The sequence below is a fragment of the Telmatobacter sp. DSM 110680 genome (genome assembly GCF_039994875.1).
Lineage (GTDB): Bacteria > Acidobacteriota > Terriglobia > Terriglobales > Acidobacteriaceae > Telmatobacter.
This window is the reverse complement of the sequence record NZ_CP121196.1, coordinates 1,857,013-1,874,673: the sequence shown is the minus strand read 5'-3', so window position 1 is coordinate 1,874,673 and position 17,661 is coordinate 1,857,013. Positions and strand designations below refer to the sequence as shown.

The 17,661-nt window shown below is 55.2% G+C and carries 10 protein-coding genes, 2 tRNA genes and 3 rRNA genes; 3 read left to right on the top strand and 12 right to left on the bottom strand.

What is annotated here, in order from left to right; translation table 11 throughout:
- Nucleotides 1-11: 11 nt before the first annotated feature.
- From P8935_RS07730 to P8935_RS07720, 3 genes are all read right to left on the bottom strand, one after another.
- Nucleotides 12-518, bottom strand: a complete 507-nt coding sequence (locus P8935_RS07730; protein ID WP_348264410.1) for a hypothetical protein — start codon at nucleotides 516-518, stop codon at nucleotides 12-14.
- Nucleotides 515-1,108, bottom strand: coding sequence for an RNA polymerase sigma factor (locus P8935_RS07725; protein ID WP_348264409.1), 594 nt, complete (start codon nucleotides 1,106-1,108; stop codon nucleotides 515-517). Before P8935_RS07725 ends, P8935_RS07730 begins: the two co-directional genes overlap by 4 nt.
- Before the next feature lie 91 nt (nucleotides 1,109-1,199).
- Nucleotides 1,200-1,907, bottom strand: a complete 708-nt coding sequence (locus P8935_RS07720; RefSeq protein WP_348264408.1) for a tetratricopeptide repeat protein — start codon at nucleotides 1,905-1,907, stop codon at nucleotides 1,200-1,202.
- 161 nt (nucleotides 1,908-2,068) lie between these two features.
- Between P8935_RS07720 and P8935_RS07715 the strand changes: the two genes are divergently transcribed.
- On the top strand, nucleotides 2,069-2,446 hold the full coding sequence (locus P8935_RS07715; protein ID WP_348264407.1) for a hypothetical protein: 378 nt from the start codon (nucleotides 2,069-2,071) through the stop codon (nucleotides 2,444-2,446).
- A gap of 47 nt (nucleotides 2,447-2,493) precedes the next feature.
- On the opposite strand, the gene P8935_RS07710 is transcribed toward P8935_RS07715, so the two are convergent.
- Together P8935_RS07710 and P8935_RS07705 are read right to left on the bottom strand one after the other, a co-directional pair.
- Nucleotides 2,494-5,262, bottom strand: a complete 2,769-nt coding sequence (locus tag P8935_RS07710) for an ABC transporter permease (protein WP_348264406.1) — start codon at nucleotides 5,260-5,262, stop codon at nucleotides 2,494-2,496.
- The gene (locus P8935_RS07705; protein ID WP_348265317.1) at nucleotides 5,259-5,588 is read right to left on the bottom strand and encodes a PadR family transcriptional regulator; all 330 of its coding nucleotides are present in this window, start codon (nucleotides 5,586-5,588) and stop codon (nucleotides 5,259-5,261) included. Before P8935_RS07705 ends, P8935_RS07710 begins: the two co-directional genes overlap by 4 nt.
- A gap of 366 nt (nucleotides 5,589-5,954) precedes the next feature.
- Between P8935_RS07705 and P8935_RS07700 the strand changes: the two genes are divergently transcribed.
- Complete coding sequence (locus P8935_RS07700) at nucleotides 5,955-6,227, top strand: GlsB/YeaQ/YmgE family stress response membrane protein (RefSeq protein WP_348264405.1); 273 nt, start codon at nucleotides 5,955-5,957, stop codon at nucleotides 6,225-6,227.
- 211 nt (nucleotides 6,228-6,438) lie between these two features.
- Nucleotides 6,439-8,871: an ABC transporter permease gene (locus tag P8935_RS07695; RefSeq protein ID WP_348264404.1), complete on the top strand. Its 2,433-nt coding sequence runs from the start codon at nucleotides 6,439-6,441 to the stop codon at nucleotides 8,869-8,871.
- Nucleotides 8,872-8,909: 38 nt separating this feature from the next.
- Here the strand turns inward: P8935_RS07695 and P8935_RS07690 are convergent, their stop codons facing one another.
- The 7 genes from P8935_RS07690 to P8935_RS07660 all read right to left on the bottom strand — a co-directional run bounded on the left by P8935_RS07690 (nucleotide 8,910) and on the right by P8935_RS07660 (nucleotide 17,649).
- Nucleotides 8,910-10,118: a hypothetical protein gene (locus P8935_RS07690; RefSeq protein ID WP_348264403.1), complete on the bottom strand. Its 1,209-nt coding sequence runs from the start codon at nucleotides 10,116-10,118 to the stop codon at nucleotides 8,910-8,912.
- A gap of 190 nt (nucleotides 10,119-10,308) precedes the next feature.
- Nucleotides 10,309-10,424, bottom strand: a 5S ribosomal RNA gene (rrf, locus tag P8935_RS07685).
- 305 nt (nucleotides 10,425-10,729) lie between these two features.
- A 23S ribosomal RNA gene (locus P8935_RS07680) occupies nucleotides 10,730-13,650 on the bottom strand.
- Nucleotides 13,651-14,077: 427 nt separating this feature from the next.
- Nucleotides 14,078-14,153: transfer RNA gene (locus tag P8935_RS07675), tRNA-Ala, on the bottom strand.
- Nucleotides 14,154-14,174: 21 nt separating this feature from the next.
- Nucleotides 14,175-14,251: transfer RNA gene (locus P8935_RS07670), tRNA-Ile, on the bottom strand.
- 271 nt (nucleotides 14,252-14,522) lie between these two features.
- A 16S ribosomal RNA gene (locus P8935_RS07665) occupies nucleotides 14,523-16,022 on the bottom strand.
- The 16S, 23S and 5S rRNA genes sit together here with 2 tRNA genes alongside, the layout of an rRNA operon.
- 934 nt (nucleotides 16,023-16,956) lie before the next feature.
- Nucleotides 16,957-17,649 (bottom strand): MarC family protein, encoded by a 693-nt coding sequence (locus P8935_RS07660; protein WP_348264402.1) that lies wholly within the window; start codon nucleotides 17,647-17,649, stop codon nucleotides 16,957-16,959.
- Between the last annotated feature and the right edge of the window lie 12 nt (nucleotides 17,650-17,661).

Sequence of the window (17,661 nt, the reverse complement as noted above, 5' to 3'; positions counted from 1 at the left end):
CGGCGGCCAATCTACCTGGGTGTCAATCGAACTGATTTATTTCTCGTGTCAGATGCCTTCGCGCCGAGGGATCTTGTCGTCAGAATCTCCGGGTCGGATTTCCGCTCCCCGCTCGCAGGGACGGCAACGACCAGCCCATCCATCGTCTGCGGTTTCCGCACCGCGCCCGCAGTAGAGAGTCCGCCTCTGCTTCCGTTTACCAGTTGAGGTGTGGCTTCAGCAGAGGGCTCCGGCGCAATCCGAATATGCGCATAGACTTCCCATGCTCCCCCCGCGACCACCAGTACGATTGCAGCGGCAGCGGCAGCCCGCATCGGAGCGAATTGGGTCCAGCGCGCACCGGTTGTTGAAATTGGCCACGAAATGACTCCAGATTTGCGAGGAGCCACACGCAGACGATCCTTGACCCGGTCGCCAACGCCTTCTGGGGCTGGCAGCATAGCAATCAGGCGTAACGTCTGCTCAGCGTCCACCACGCGAGCACTTCGATCGCCATCGTTTTGTGTTGAGAAACTCATCGGGTACTCCTCGGATGTTGGAGCAGTTCTGCCAATAGATTGCGGGCGCGAAAGAGACGGGAACGAACGCTCGACTCCGTTACGTCCAGCACCTCGGCGATTTCCACGCTCGACAGTTCTTCGAAAGCGGAGAGCATCATCACCTCGCGTTCGCGAGCGGGTAACTTCTCGACACATGCAACTACGCGAGCGTGATGTTGTGCAGCCGCCGCGCGCTGTTCCGCAGTCAGTCCAGATGCAGGCAGGACGCGCCCGAGTTCGGCAATATCGTCGGTTTCCGGACGCGTCTTGGCGCGACGCTTGCGGTCCAGCACAATGTTCCACACAATGCGGATGAGCCAGACACGATGGTCGCGAATTTCGCCCAGGGTTTCGCGATGGCGCATCACCCGCAGAAAGGCTTCCTGCACCGCATCTTCAGCGTCAGATTGGTTGCGAAGGACGGAGAAGGCGACACGAAAGAGCGTGTTGGCATATTGGTCGACCAGCGCGGCCAGTGCCTCGTCCTGTGCGCGCTGGCGGGCTTCGTCTTGCACGGCGCTCTCGACGATCTCCATCCAACCTGGGATTAGGGTCTGGCTTGCGCTCATACAGACACCAGACGCAGTGGCACGACAAAACGCTCAGATATTCAGGCTCCTGGAGAGCCCCGGCCATGCCGCCATTCTGAATCGAACTCTTCTACTCTTTGCCCGTAAGCTTCTGTGCGGCTATGGAACCTGCGGCACCGTCCTTGTCGGAATCCTTCAATTTGGCCCACAATGCCCGCGCCTGATCCTGCTTACCGGTCGCAGCGTACAGATCGGCCAGATCCAACTGAGCTGTCCCGGCGGTAACCGTATCCGAAGGCTTGGCAATGATCTCGTTATAAAGGTCGATAGCCTGCTGGTCGCGATTTGTCTGGTGATAGATCGAAGCAAGAGCCACTTTGGCAAGATTCGCAAGATTGCGGTTCCAAGAACCTGCAACCTTCTTCAATTCAGTTTCGGCAGCCGAGGTCTGGCCCAGTTCCTGGTCAGTAACGCCTGTAAAGTAGCGCGCCTTGGCGCCCTCGGGAAGCCAGCCATATTTGTCAGTAACCGCTTGAAACTGCTGATTTGCCGCTTTCGAACGATCTGCCGAAGTAGCGTAAACTCCGCTCTGCGCCGGTTGGCCGGGCATCGCCAAAGGCGCAGCATAGGTGTCCAATGCCGATCCGAGAGCAGCTTCCGCAGCCGTCTCCCGTACGTTCCAGAGGACGATCAATGCGACGCCCACAACCAGAACCACCGCAGCCGAAATAGCCCATTGCATAACATTGCTGCGATGACCGGAAACCCAATTAACGCTGGTTTTGGTAGCCTGGGCAAATTTGTCGCCCTTCAGGGCATGACGAGTCTGTGTATCCACGGGGTGTTTTGTCCTTCGCTTCGATCAACTTGCAGGCGGGTCCGTACAGGTGGGGGCACAGCCACTGCAACCCTACTAGTTTACCAGTGTGAAATGAACAGCGCCACCAGACGTGACCGCTTCACTTGCCGCCTACACGATAGGAACGTTAGGCTAGTTGCATGTACGAAGACTTCCATGTAACCGACCGCTGGAGCGGAGAAGACCTTCACTGCTCGTGGAAGGCCAACATTGTGGCGATTGCCACGCGTCACGCCGACGCCGTCGACGTGCGATTCAATGTAAACGGAAAGCCAATGTGGATAGCGCTGCCGTGTACCGCATGGCTGGAACAGAAGCAGCGCTCCGGCAAGGTTATAACCGACCAACTTGCCGTCCAAATTGCCGGCCGGCACCTGAAGCAATTGATCGAGGATGGTTACGACGCGGGTAGAGAAATCTATGTCGTGTCGGTCCCGGAAGTATTGACCCACCTTGACGCAATCGTTGCCGAAGGCAGAGAGCAGGGTGGCTTACCCCTGCTGCCGGTAGGGGTTTAGTTCAAAATTTCAGCGGTTTTCGACTACCTGTTGTCGGGGCCTAAGGATTATTCATGTCGCAATGCTTCCATCGGTTGAACGCTTGCGGCGCGACGAGCCGGGATCCACGCCGCGAGAAAGGCAACGCCCAGCAGCAAGCCCATTCCGCCAAGCAGGGTAACCGGATCGTTCGGCGTCACTCCATAAAGCATTGACTTAACCAAGCGAGTCAGTCCCAGCGCAGCCAACACACCGAAGACAATCCCAACAAGGGTGAGCCACGAGCTCTCGCGCAGGATCATGCTGCGAACCTGGAAGGGCTGTGCACCGAGAGCCAGTCGAATGCCAATCTCATTCGTTCGTTGCGCAACCGAGTAAGCCATGATGCCGTAGATCCCAACGCACGCCAGGGCGAGAGCCATCACGCCGAATCCCGCAGTAAGGGCAGCGAAGGTCCTCTCGATCTGCATGGTGGCATTGATTTGCTCGCGCTGCGTGCGATAGTCAATGATCGGCAAATCGCGATCAACAGACTGGACTGCGCTGCGCAATGCAGGAAAAAGAGCTGCCGGCTGCATCCGCGTCCGCACCTGGTATACCAGCGTGCCCGCGTCATCCTGCTGCACATACGGAAGAAAGAACTGCGGTGGAGGGGCACTGCGCAGATCTGAATATTGCGTGTCAGCGCAGATACCAACAATCTGGATCCAATCGGAGTCCTTCTTGTCGGCCTTGAACCGCTTGCCGATCGGATTGGAGTTCGGGAATCTCTTGCGAGCGAGAGAGCGGTTGATAATCCCAACCTTCGGCGAGGTGGAAGTATCCTGCGGCGCAAATCCGCGTCCCGCGATTATCGGGATGCCAAGCGTTGAAAAGAAATCAATGCCCACGCTGTTTTCAAATTCAGCGCGTTTCTGTTGTGGATTTGCCGGCTCCCCTTCGGGAAGGAAGTCTGTGTTGCCCATGCTCTGAGAAATGTAAGCAAGGGAACCGGGTGCAACCCGCTCCACTCCGGGCAAAGCCGCAAAGCGCTGTTCCAACTGCTGGTGCAACTGCACATCTTTGGGACCTGGATAACGGCGAGCCGGTGGATTGATCTCGAAAAGGACGAGATTATCAGCCTTGAAGCCGACATCCACGGAATTCAATTGCAGAAGCGTTCGCAGGAATAGACCCGCGCCCACGACCAGCAGCGTGGAAAGAGCAACCTGAAACGCCACGATCGACTTTCCAGTAAGCCCCTTGCGGCGTCTCGAAGCGCTTTTCGAAGTCTCCTTGAGACTGCTGCTGACTTCGACACGTGCTGCGAGCCACGCAGGTGCCAGGCCGAAAACAATACCAGTGATAAGGGTGACCGCGACGGTGAAGGCAAAGACTCCCCAGTCAAACGGAGCGTTGAAGGATGTCCCGTCGCCTCGCTCCCAGGCATTGGTCATCAACTTCGGCAGCGTGCTGCGCCCAATGTATCCAACGAGCAAACCACCTGCGCCGCCGAGCGCAGCCAGCATCAGACTTTCGGTAAGCAGTTGACGCAGAATGCGTGAGCGACCGGCGCCCATGGCGAGACGCACGCTCATTTCTCTCTGCCTCTGCGCGCCTCGCGCAAGAAGCAAGTTGGCGATGTTGGCACAAGCCAACAGCACGACGAACGCGGTAAAGCCGGACAAAACAAAGAGCGGCTTTCTGAACATGCCGTCTGCATAGTGCAAGCCGCGGCTGCCATCAACCAGCGCCAGTCGCGGTATGGTTCCACCTGCTGGGACGGGTATCGTGGCACGAACAGCAGCCTGCAGCTGCACATCGAGCGCGGCCTGCGCCTCGGAATCTTTGACGCCGGGTTTAGTGCGGCCGACAATGTTGACCCACCACAAATTCTGATCCGTCAGCAGAGAAGTCTTTCCCTTGGGGTCGATGACGGGCTGCAAACTGATAGGCACAAAGAGATCGGGAGCCTGCTGCACATTTTTTGCCCCGGTAAAGCCTTGGGGGTTTACACCAACGATCGTCACGACCGACTGGTTGAGGGTGACGGTCTGTCCAATCACGGAAGGGGAACGGCCATATTGATTGAGCCATAATCCGTCGCTGATGACCGCGACAAAGCCCGATCCGGGAACCGCATCGTCAGAAGGCTGCAACGATCGGCCAAGTTGTGGACGCACCTCGAGCGCCGAATAGAAATTTCCTGACACCATGGCAGCGTTCACGCGCTGCGCGTTGCCGCGAACGGTCGCATTCATCCCCTCTTCCTTGAACGCGATCAGATCCTGCAGTTTCTCATTATGGTCTCGCAGTTGTTGATAGATCGGATAAGTGAATACCGAGCTCGTAGTGCCCGAGCCTGGGATGGAATCGAAATCTCCCCACATCCCGTCAACAACCTCGTGGCCGTCGCCGTTCCAGCGCAACATACGCAGTTGTTCTGGATGTGGCACACTGAGACGGTCGTAGAGCAACTGCTTGCCAATGGCAAAAATGGTCGTGTTGGCGCCGATAGCGAACGCAAGTGACGAAGCAGCAATCAGCGTGAAGCTAGGGCTTTTCGCCAGGATACGGAAACCGTAGCGAACGTCGGCTCGCAGTTCGTCAAACCAGCGCAATCCTAACGAAGCCCGCATTTCCTCTTTATGCACGAGTGCGGGACCAAGCGCGATCCGGGCGCGGCGAACTGCTTCAGCGGGCGAATGCCCGGCGCGCTCAAGGTCCGCCGTCAGCGCTTCGAGGTGAAGTAGGAGCTCGGACTCCATCTCGGATTCGAGCTGGCGACGCCGGGATATGGCGCGAAACCACGACCAGAGCTCGGCCCCTTTTTGACGTAAAGACTCGAACAATTTCATACGTTCTCCGGCGTACTGCGAAGAATTCCGGCAATGATCCCGGCCATTCGATTCCACTTCTCGGTTTCGGCATCGAGCCGCCTGCGCCCAGCCGCCGTGAGCTTGTAGTACTTGGCGCGGCGATTATTCTCGCTTTCGCCCCAGTCGCTTGCTATTACGCCCTGATGTTCAAGGCGGTACAGAGCCGGATAGAGCGATCCTTGTTGAATCACGAGTTCTTCACCAGATATCTGCTGAATGCGCAAAAGAACGCCATACCCATGCAGCGGGCCCAGTGAGACAGCTTTGAGGATGAGCAGATCTAGTGTCCCCTGCAATAGCTCCATCTGTTTGTCTTGCGGTTTGTCTGCCAAACCCAACTCTCCTTGACGATCTAGGAGAGAGAATAACGATAGCTCTCCTAGTCTGTCAAGGAGAGATGAAAGCAGCATTGGGTCTGATATCACATCGATCGAGCCAGAATAAGGTTCTGGAAAGAATCTCTCATATAGGCTTGCCTGAGCGGCGAGATACGCATCCCACTGGAGATACGGGCCGAAATCTCTATATCTCTATAAGAGTTCTGGTGCGTCTTCGGTCACTGGATGTATGCTTCCAGCCTGAAACCGAGTTCCAAAGGATTCTGCCTTGGAACTAAATATGGAACGGTTTGACAATTCAATTTTCAAAGAAGACGAAGGAGGAAACGAACAATGGGTCATGGATTGATTGCATGGATCATCATTGGCGTGATCGCTGGATGGCTGACCGGAAAGCTCATGAAGGGGTCAGGGTTCGGCTTTTTCATGGACATGATCGTTGGACTGGTGGGTGCACTGGTCGGCGGGTTTATCTCAAGCCATCTAGGATTCGGCGGAGTTGGACAGCATGGCTTGATCATCAGCATCGTTATCGCGGTCATTGGAGCGGTCATTCTGACTGTGATCCTGAGACTGATTTCCGGCAATCGGGGCGCTAACCTCTAGGAGGGCGCTGAAGGCGGGTTCCAGCACTCACTCTTTATCAACCGATGAGTGTTGGAGCCCTGCAAATGCCCACCACGGTTCCTTGTACTTCGCCGCATCCCCTACTCATCACAAAAGCTGCTGACTTAGGGATCTAATATGAGAAACTTGCACGCAACGTCGAGGCCTGCAAGCCTGCATTATCTCTGCGTGGGCCAAGATAGAGGTCATTTTGAGCTTGGTCAGAGACCTGCAGTTCTCATTGCGCCAACTGCGCAAGAGCAAGATCTTCACCACAGTAGCGGTGATCACGCTCGCGTTGGGCATCGGATGCAACACGGCAATTTTTAGCGTGTTTTACAGCGTTCTCCTTCGCCCACTGCCTTTTCCCGATCCTAACCGGATAATGATCGTCTCAGAACGTGCCACCCAGTTCCCCATACTCTCGGTGTCCTGGCAGAACCTTAGAGATTGGGAGGCGCAGAGCACATCGTTCGAGGAGTTCGGAGCTGCGCGCGTCTTCACATCTGCACTAACTGGCAGTGGCGAGCCCGAACAGATTCCCAGCCAAATGATCAGTGGGAATCTCCTGCATCTGCTCGGTGTCAACGTTATCGCCGGTCGCTCGATTCAAGCAGCCGACGATCAGCCTGCTTCCGCGGCGGTTGCCCTGCTTGGATATGGACTCTGGCAGCGCAAGTATGGCGGCTCGCAGGACGTTATCGGTCACGCGATCAACCTGGACAATCAGAGCTATACCGTAATCGGCATCCTGCCAAAGGGATATGAATTACTGCAGCAGACGCCGGACGTTGTGCTCGCCATGGGGCCATGGTCCAGTAAATTGCCCGACGATCGCTCGTGGCATCCGGGCATTATCGCCATAGCGCGCTTGAAGCAGGGAATTTCGCTCAGCCAGTCGCGCGCAGAAATGAGTACGATCGCCAAACGGTTGCTGGAGAAATACCCGGCAGACAACATCGCGCTCGATGCGGTCGTCAATCCGATGCATGAGCAGTTAGTGAGTCAGGCAAAGCCGGCACTCGTGACTCTACTCGGCGCCGTGATCTTTGTGCTGCTGATCGCTTGCGGAAACATCGCAAATCTGATGCTGACTCGAGCGACCGCTCGCCGGCGCGAGATCTCGATCCGCATTTCGCTTGGGGCCTCAGACTGGCAGATTATCAAGCAACTGGTCATAGAAGGTTTGCTCCTGTCGTTAATGGGGGCGATCGCCGGAGTTGGGTTAGCCTATGCGCTCATGCCGTCACTGATCCACTTAGGGGGGACGTCGTTGCCGCCGGGAACGGATGTCCGCATCGATGTGCACGTACTGCTGTTTACGGCGATTCTATCGATCTGCGCAGGCGTTTTTTTCGGAGTCGCTCCGGCCGGGCACGTTCGCCTCACAGACTTGCGCTCGATTCTGAATGAGACTGAGCGCGGTGCCGTCGGCAAGCAGGCAAAGATTCTACGCAATACGCTGGTGGTGTCGGAGATTTCACTGGCTCTCCTGCTGCTGATGGGCGCTGGTTTGTTTGTGCGCAGCCTTAATCGGCTCGCTGCAGTGAGCCTCGGTTTCTCTGACGATCACATCCTGGTCGCGGATCTGCCGGTGCCGCCCACAGGCTCCGCCCCGGCTGACGCTCATCGGAATATGGATTTTTACGAAAACGCGCTAAAACAGTTGCACTCCCTTCCCGGCGTGCGATCGGTTGCCGCATCATCCTTCTTGCCGGTGAGCGGACAAGGATCGGTGATCCACTTCAACATCCAGGGACATCCGCCGCGCAACGCCTCGGAGTACATCATGGCGAATTATCGAACCGTGAGCTCCGAGTATTTCCAGGCGCTGCGCATTCCGCTGCTTCAAGGGCGCTGGATCGAAGACGAAGACCGCGAGAAGATGCCGCCGGTCGTGATGATCAACCGGGCGATGGCGACAACCTATTTCGGGGACCAATCGCCGCTTGGCAAAAAAATGCAGATCGGCGCTACACCGGATAACGAAGTTCCATGGATGATGGTGGTGGGAGTGGTTGGCAACATCAAGCAGACCCTGGTTTCCGACATGCCGACCGAGATGTACGTACCCTATCGGCAAGCTAACGAGGTACTGCCGGTGCGCAACATGTCATTCGTGATGCGAACCGAAGTGGATCCGCGCACACTAATCCCTGAACTTCGAAACACGATTCATGAAATCAACCCCAATCAGCCCGTGGTGCGCATCCGCACGATGGAAGAGAACGTGGCGCAGAACTTCGCGCAGCCGCGGTTCCGCACTTTGCTGCTTGTGGTATTCGCGGGCATCGCTCTGCTGATCGCGGCCGTGGGAGTGTACGGCGTGATGGCATACGCTGCGGTGCAACGCTCCGGAGAAATGGCGATCCGTATGGCGCTCGGCTGCAGCGTGGAACAAATCTTTATGCTCGTTGTTCGTGACGGGCTGCGACTCACACTCATCGGCGCCGGGATCGGAACATTTCTCGGCCTCGCACTCGGCCGCTGGCTGAAGTCATTGCTATTCGGCGTTTCGTCTGCCGACGCATTGACGCTAGCGGGTGCAATCGCAGTGGTAGTTGTGGCCGGCATGGCGGCAACCATCATTCCCGCGCGAAGAACTTCGCGGGTGGACGTCGCGACAATGATGCGGGAGAACTAAAGCGCCTTCACAAACGGATTTCACTTTTTGGTCGAATCTTACTCAATCGACTCGAGAAGTTGCTGCGCCGGTTTCGAGCCGCTCCGAGAAGCTTCACGCAGCCAATACTCTGCCACACTGCGGTTCTTCGGGACATTGTTTGTTCCATTCAAAGCGTATTTTCCTAGCGCAAAACGTGGAGAAGCGTCTCGATGATCGCGGATGTCACGATAAATTGCGAGGACGCGTTGATAGACTTGTTCGTCGTTGGCGGCCATTTTTTCCAGGTTGAACGCTTCACGCAGTTGGACGTCTGGATCTGCCTGATCCATTGAAGCCATTTCGGCTGATGAAGGATTTCGTAGCGGATCATCGGGAGTGTAGTAGGCGCCGAAGAAGATACTGGTATTGATGAGCGCTTCGTAGGCGCTATTCGCAGCTGCCATTTGCTCCTGACTCATTCCGCTCGTGATTGCTTGAAGCAGGTGCCTTTCGCCGCTGAGCCGGATCCATGCATACGCATCGTATCCGCTGAAGTCACGTGCCCGCGCGTCGTTCAGCGCCTCAACGTAAAAATGTTGAGCCAAGTCGATATTGTAGGCGGCAGCTCGTTTGCAATATCGCAGCCACATCCTTTCATCGGGAGGAAGATCATCTTGGCCTATTTTGTATTCAACCGCAATTTGATATTCCTTTTGACCCAAGAGTTCTTGAGCGATTAGGCGGGCCCACCTGAGATTCTGGCTGCGACTTTTCGGATCGTCACCTGCGGTATAGATGCCATCGATCACGAAATTGCCCAGTTCTAGTTGTGCCCTTCGTTCCTCACCCTGCCTCAGATTCAGCAGATGAATGTAATTCTTGACTGCCTTGGCATAGTAAGTTGTCGACATCGCCTTATCAGCTTCGGCAGCAGCCTTGTACGCTTCGCCGAGTTCGAACAGATCAAGCGGTCTTCCAGCAGCGGTATACCATTGCTCAACGGCATCTAAATTCGTCGGAAAGTATCCGTGAGCATGGAACATGGCCACCATCGCCTCTCTGTCTGCACAGACGGCGCCGATCTCGAACATCGCTTCAGCTTTTACCAAGTCCTCGGGAACACCAAGGCCCTGCATATAGGCCAAACCCAGTTCCCAGGCTGCATCCTTGTCGCCTTTGGCAAAGAGTTCCAAGTTCACTTTTGCGATGTCAGCGTCGCTCAACGGCTCATGCATGCTCGCCCAAAAAGTCATTTTGGCCGGCGACACTCCGTAAGTTGTCTTCACGAATGGAGCTTGCGACTTGGCCACGATTGCAAGAGCCGCGAACAGAGAGGCGGCGCACGCGAATCTGATTGCCCCATTAGTTTGGATCATGGCTAGAACTCTACCAAATACGAATGCGTCAGCAGGGATGGGGATGCGCACCACGCAAAAAAGCCATGCCCGGAGGCATGGCTTTTTCTTTGATATTTATTGCCGGCGATCACCTAATCTCCCACACAGTCACCCGTGCAGTACCATCGGCCCAGCGAGGCTTAACTTCCGTGTTCGGGATGGGAACGGGTGATCCCTCGCAGTATGGTCACCGGCAAATTGAGGCGCTTTGAAGGCGTGAGGCGCAGAGCGCCGGGAGCCTTCAGCCGAAATCCCGAGCGAATGCGAGGGATCTCACGCCTTTGATCTTGGTATGGCGCTTGGCGGGTTGGTTTGCCCGCAGCCTGCCGCGGCGTCTACTTCTCCTGGATTCTTTCTCCCAGGCCAAGCAGGAACGCGGACTGCAATCTGGCGCCACAAAAATTTGCTCAGAGTTTATCTGATTGACACGAAATTGATTGGTCGTACAAGGCTTGTAAGAAGAACGTCCGCGAATAACTATACTGCGCGGAGTTAATTCTATGGACAAGCCGAACGGGCGATTAGTACTGGTAAGCTACACGCATTGCTGCGCTTCTACCTCCAGCCTATCAACCAGATGGTCTTTCTGGGCCCTTCAGGGAGATCTCATCTTGGAGCGTGCTTCCCGCTTATATGCATTCAGCGGTTATCACAACCGAACTTCGCTACCCAGCCGTGCCCTTGGCAGGACAACTGGAACACAAGAGGTTCGTCCATCCCGGTCCTCTCGTACTAAGGACAGCCCTCCTCAAATCTCCTACGCCCACAGCAGATAGGGACCGAACTGTCTCGCGACGTTCTGAACCCAGCTCACGTACCGCTTTAATAGGCGAACAGCCTAACCCTTGGAACCTTCTACAGCTCCAGGATGCGATGAGCCGACATCGAGGTGCCAAACCAAAGCGTCGATATGAACTCTTGGCTTTGATCAGCCTGTTATCCCCGGCGTACCTTTTATCCGTTGAGCGATGGCCCTTCCATACAGAACCACCGGATCACTAAGGCCTGCTTTCGCACCTGCTCGACTTGTAGGTCTCACAGTTAACCACTCTTATGCCTTTACACTCGACGACTGATTTCCAAACAGTCTGAGAGTAGCTTCGCGCGCCTCCGTTACAATTTAGGAGGCGACCGCCCCAGTCAAACTACCCGCCTAACTATGTCCCTCTCCCGGATCACGGGAGGAGGTTAGAATCACAGCACTCGCAGGGTGGTATCTCACCATTGGCTCCACCAAGTCCGAGAACCTGGTCTCAAAGCCTCCCACCTATCCTGCGCAGCAAGAACCATAACTCATAGTTAAGGTGTAGTAAAGGTGCACGGGGTCTTTCCGTCTAGCTGCGGGTAACCGGCATCTTCACCGGTACTACAAGTTCGCCGAGCAACTCGTTAAGACAGTCGTACGATCGTTACGCCATTCGTGCAGGTCGGAACTTACCCGACAAGGAATTTCGCTACCTTAGGACCGTTATAGTTACGGCCGCCGTTCACCGGGGCTTCAATTCAAAGCTTCGCTTGCGCTAACCTCTCCTTTTAACCTTCCGGCACCGGGCAGGCGTCAGCCCCTATACGTCGTTTTCGACTTAGCAGAGACCTGTGTTTTTGTTAAACAGTCGCCGTACGCGCTTCACTGCGGCCCACTTGCGTGGGCGCTCCTTCTCCCGAAGTTACGGAGCCAATTTGCCGAGTTCCTTAACGAGCTTTCACTCGAGCGCCTTTGGATATTCTCCTCGTCTACCTGTGTCGGTTTGGGGTACGGTTCCCTTTGTTCTCCTTAGAGGTTTTTCTCGGCAGCGTGGAATCAGAATCGTAAGCCCCATACGGGACTGTGCTGCACCTCACTGTTAATGACCCAACGGATTTGCCTATCGGATCCAGCTTACGTGCATCAACCGCAATAGCCATAGTGCGGCATTCTTATCCTTCTGCGTCACCCCATCGTGTTAACGAACATTGGGAGGGACGGAATATTAACCGTCAGTCCATCAGCTACGCCTTTCGGCCTCACCTTAGGGACCGCCTAACCCTGAGCGGATTAACCTTCCTCAGGAAACCTTAGACTTTCGGCGCGGAGGGTTCTCACCTCCGTTATCGCTACTTATGCCGGCAGGGTCTCTTCGCAACGCTCCACCAGTCTTTTCAGTCTGGCTTCACTGCTGTTGAGAATGCTCTCCTACCACGCACACCTAAAAGGTGTGCATCCGCTGCTTCGGTGTACAGTTTTAGCCCCGTTGTATTGTCGGCACCGGACCGCTTGACCAGTGAGCTATTACGCTTTCTTTAAAGGATGGCTGCTTCTAAGCCAACCTCCTGGCTGTCTGAGCGTTCCGACTTCCTTTCCCACTTAACTGTAACTTTGGGACCTTAGCAGGCGGTCTGGGCTGTTTCCCTCTCGACGATGAGGCTTAGCCCCCACCGTCTGACTCCCGGATATGTTGTCGCTGGCATTCGCAGTTTGGTTGGATTCAGTAAGCCGGAAAGCCCCCTAGTCCATCCATCTCTCTACCACCAACGCAATTCATCCGAGGCTAGCCCTAAAGCTATTTCGGAGAGAACGAGCTATCACGGAATTTGATTAGCCTTTCACCCCTACCCACAGCTCATCCGAGCTTTTTTCAACAAACACCGGTTCGGTCCTCCAGTGGGTGTTACCCCACCTTCAACCTGGCCATGGGTAGATCATCCCGCTTCGCGTCTATTCCTGCCAACTGAACGCCCTGTTCAGACTCGCTTTCGCTTCGGCTCGCTTACGCTTAACCTTGCTGACAAGAATAACTAGCCGGCTCATTATGCAATAGGCACGCGGTCAGACATTCCCTTGCGGGCATAGTCCTCCCACTGCTTGTAGGCACACGGTTTCAGGTACTTTGCACTCCCCTCGACGGGGTTCTTTTCGCCTTTCCCTCACGGTACTGGTTCACTATCGGTCAGAGACTAGTATTTAGCCTTACGGGATGGTCCCCGTGGATTCAAGCAGGGTTTCACGTGCCCCGCCTTACTCAGGTATCCGCTTCGAGTCTGGACTACTTTCGCTTACGCGCCTGTCACGCTCTATGGATCCACTTTCCAGAGGATTCAGCTAGCAGCCAGATTGGTAACTCTACTGTTGCGGACCCTACAACCCCCGAAACACCGAAATGCTACGGGTTTGGGCTATTCCGAGTTCGCTCGCCACTACTATCGGAATCGAGGTTTCTTTCTTTTCCTTCAGGTACTGAGATGGTTCACTTCCCTGAGTTCGCTCTATCCCACCTATGTATTCAGTGGGTAGTTCCCGAGGTTTGCTCGGGAGGGTTTCCCCATTCGGAAATCTCCGGTTATAACGCCTGTGTGCGGCTTACCGAAGCTTATCGCAGCTTGCCACGTCCTTCTTCGCCTGTCTCTGCCAAGGCATCCACCGTGCGCCCTTAGTAGCTTGACCATAGAATTAACTCCAGCGCAGGGAGCCGAATCACTTCGGTCCTGTCTGTTTGTTACTCCCAGTTATTCGCCTTGAGAGTAACTCAACCACGCTCACGCGTATTCGAGCTACAACTCCTAAAGACACTCTTCTTACTTTGAACACTTTGCCTGGACTGCTGACTTGCAGCAATCCATTGCTTGTGCTCGGCCTTGTATGTATACGCTCCTCGGAAACTTTGCCACGCTGCGCGCCTAACGGCGGACATGCGGCTTTCCGATTTGCGTTACCCAATCAATTTCGTTGTCAAACATCAGATCCCCCTCTTTCGCCGAGGAGGACCAGCCCTGAGGCTGTTGAAACCTGCTGCAATCCGAAGATTGAAGCCTGCTTCCAGGTCGAAGCCCTTAATGAAGAAGGCACCGAACTGGACGCAGTGAATGAGGGTTGGTGGAGCTGACCGGGATCGAACCGGTGACCCCCTGCTTGCAAAGCAGGTGCTCTCCCAGCTGAGCTACAGCCCCTTAAGGGTTGCGTGGCTAAGATGGTGGGCCTGGGTAGAGTCGAACTACCGACCTCACCCTTATCAGGGGTGCGCTCTAACCAACTGAGCTACAGGCCCGCGTTGCGCGCTCCCCCGCCGATAAGTTTGCCGGCGGCTCGCCCAAATCTCATTCAATGCTAATGGGTTTCGAGGACAAAGATTGAACATGCTGAGTAGCTACGCTACTCATGACGATCGTAAGAACTTGCGGCCAGGAAAAGAAGGCTCGTATCGAATTTCCTGCATCCCCCGTAAACGGTTGATTCAGGATTTGCATGGACACCTATCCGATCGCCGAAGCGACTCCGCTATCGCGGAAGGAATAAATGCGCCACGTGTTCTCTTTTAGAAAGGAGGTGATCCAGCCGCAGGTTCTCCTACGGCTACCTTGTTACGACTTCACCCCAATCATGAATTACACCTTGGGCGGCTGCCTCCTTGCGGTTGGCTTACCGACTTCTAGTGCAACCCACTTTCGTGATGTGACGGGCGGTGTGTACAAGGCCCGGGAACGTATTCACCGCGGCATTCTGATCCGCGATTACTAGCGATTCCAGCTTCACGTAGTCGAGTTGCAGACTACGATCCGAACTGAGGTCGGCTTTTTCCGATTAGCTCCCCCTCACGGGTTTGCGACGGTTTGTACCGACCATTGTAGCACGTGTGTAGCCCTGGACATAAAGGCCATGAGGACTTGACGTCATCCCCACCTTCCTCCCCGTTATCCGAGGCGGTTTCGTCAGAGTGCTCAACTAAATGGTAGCAACTGAAGATAAGGGTTGCGCTCGTTGCGGGACTTAACCCAACATCTCACGACACGAGCTGACGACAGCCATGCAGCACCTATATTACGGTCCCTTGCGGGAAAGGAATGTTTCCACTCCGGTCCATAACATTTCGAGCCCAGGTAAGGTTCTTCGCGTTGCGTCGAATTAAACCACATGCTCCACCGCTTGTGCGGGCCCCCGTCAATTCCTTTGAGTTTCAGCCTTGCGACCGTACTCCCCAGGCGGACTGCTTAACGCGTTAGCTACGGCACGGCGGGATTGGGTACCCGTCACACCAAGCAGTCATCGTTTAGGGCTAGGACTACCAGGGTATCTAATCCTGTTTGCTCCCCTAGCTTTCGTGCATCAGCGTCAGTTATGGTCCAGTGAGCCGCTTTCGCCACAGGTGTTCCTCCTGATATCTACGCATTTCACCGCTACACCAGGAATTCCACTCACCTCTCCCATACTCAAGCCCTGCAGTTTCTCATGCAGTCTATGAGTTGAGCCCATAGATTTCACATAAGACTTACAAAACCGCCTACGCACCCTTTACGCCCAATAATTCCGAACAACGCTCGCCCCCCTCGTATTACCGCGGCTGCTGGCACGAAGTTAGCCGGGGCTTCTTCTTCCGGTACCGTCATTATCGTCCCGATCGAAAGGAGTTTACGTCCCGAAGGACTTCATCCTCCACGCGGCGTTGCTGCGTCAGGGTTTCCCCCATTGCGCAAAATTCCCCACTGCTGCCTCCCGTAGGAGTCTGGACCGTGTTTCAGTTCCAGTGTGTCCGTGCGCCCTCTCAGGCCGGATACCGATCACTGTCTTGGTGGGCCATTACCCCGCCAACTAACTAATCGGCCGCGACCCCCTCCCAAAGCGAATTGCTCCTTTGACCCGTAGGTATTATGCGGTATTAGCTAAGGTTTCCCTCAGTTATCCCCCACTCCAGGGTAGGTTAGTCACGTGTTACTCACCCGTGCGCCACTGTACTCAGGTATTGCTACCCTTTCTCGTTCGACTTGCATGTGTTAGGCACGCCGCCAGCGTTGATTCTGAGCCAGGATCAAACTCTCGTTTGAAACTGTTTGTCTAACTACCCGACGGAGGTCGGAATAGTTTCGACTACGCCCGCGCAATCACTGCGCAGGGCATATTACTTACCTTGTGAGAAGATCAAGCCAAACCTGATCGTTTCTCACGACTGGCACGTTCAATCTTATTGTCAAAGATCCTTGAGAGCGGTCCGCCTGAGCGGTGCCCCTTTTGGATCGAGGCCCGGGCTGTTACGCCTAGGTTGTCCTCGAACTTATTGCGCCTTGCCAAAATCTCGCATCTAAGCGGTCATCGGCATTTTTGCGCGAACCTTCTAAACCTATCGAAGTTCCGATGTCGTGTCAAGCAATGATTCTGTGGGAATCAAGCTTACAACTCTTTCATCATCGGCAGGCAGTTTTACCCGCCTATTCGATCGACATAGCGGCGAGGTTAATCAGCCGCAGAAGGTCGCACTGCGCAAAATATCAAAGAGCGACCAGCATCTAAATGCCTAGCGCCACAAAGGCGCACGAAAGGATTTCCTCTCGGGTCATGCAATGGGTTTGTTCTCTGCGGGATTCCCTACAGGGGCTGGATGAGCTCACGCTTCCTATCCGCCCTACGAACCGGCTTCCCACTTCCCCACTCGGGGCAGGCCATAAGGCCACCGGGAGGCTCCACTGCTACATCTGCAACTTTTTAAGAGTAGCACAGGCCACTCTTCTATGCAAATCGCGAAAACGATTGATTCATGCACCGTTTCGCGACTTCCTGAGAATAACAACGAGCCACGAGTCATGCAACCCGGCGTCGCTGTGGAAAGGCGCCCGCTTCTGTGGGAAACAGCCTCGCAGGTGCGTGGAATCAGGCTCAAACTTATCCACGCTTTCGAAAAAACTGCTCTTAAGAATGACGAAAGCTTCTGCCGTTGATGATTTTTCACTGGCCAATGGACGGAAATCGAGGCTTCCAACAGTCCTATGGCTTAGAAATGACTCCCAAATCCGTCAGCCCGTTCACGAAGAACTGCATCGCGAGCGCTACCAGCAACAGACCCATGATGCGTACAAGGATGCGAATGCCGGTCTCACCCAATACGGTCTTCACTCTGCCTGCACCTGCCAACACTAAGTAGCTGACAAAGCAGGTGATACCGATGGATCCTAATACTGCACCCATCTCCCATCGCCACATGCTTGGAGCCTGCCCGACCAAGACCATGACAGACGAGATAGCTCCCGGACCGGCCAGCATGGGAATTCCGAGGGGTACGATGCCAGCGTCTTCCTTGGCCGCGCCTTCTTCGGTATCTCCGTGGGCTTCCTGAGTCGGCGAGCGCTTGGCCTCGAGCATATCCAGGCCAATCAACAGCAGGATCAGGCCTCCGGCAATCTCAAATGCTGGCAAAGTAATGCCGAACATGCGGAAGATGAGTTGGCCCGCCAGAGCAAAGCTGGTGAGCACAATGAAGCAAGTAATTGCCGCTTTGCGTGCCATCCGCTTGCGGCGAACTGGATCAACGCTTTGCGTGATGGCGAGAAACGAAGGAATCGCTGCAAAGGGATCCACGAGAAAGAAGATGGAACTAAGCGCCAGCACCGAGAAGCGCACGATGGGAGCCGAGCGGATCTCGTTCAATGCAGCGGCGGCGGGGTTGGTCCAGTCGAGCATGGCCGTTTGATT

Coding starts and splice junctions, on each gene's coding strand:
- P8935_RS07730 (WP_348264410.1), bottom strand. CDS start 518: ATGAGTTTCTCAACACAAAACGATGGCGATCGAAGTGCTCGCGTGGTG.
- P8935_RS07725 (WP_348264409.1), bottom strand. CDS start 1,108: ATGAGCGCAAGCCAGACCCTAATCCCAGGTTGGATGGAGATCGTCGAG.
- P8935_RS07715 (WP_348264407.1), top strand. CDS start 2,069: ATGTACGAAGACTTCCATGTAACCGACCGCTGGAGCGGAGAAGACCTT.
- P8935_RS07710 (WP_348264406.1), bottom strand. CDS start 5,262: ATGAAATTGTTCGAGTCTTTACGTCAAAAAGGGGCCGAGCTCTGGTCG.
- P8935_RS07705 (WP_348265317.1), bottom strand. CDS start 5,588: ATGGAGCTATTGCAGGGGACACTAGATCTGCTCATCCTCAAAGCTGTC.
- P8935_RS07700 (WP_348264405.1), top strand. CDS start 5,955: ATGGGTCATGGATTGATTGCATGGATCATCATTGGCGTGATCGCTGGA.
- P8935_RS07660 (WP_348264402.1), bottom strand. CDS start 17,649: ATGCTCGACTGGACCAACCCCGCCGCCGCTGCATTGAACGAGATCCGC.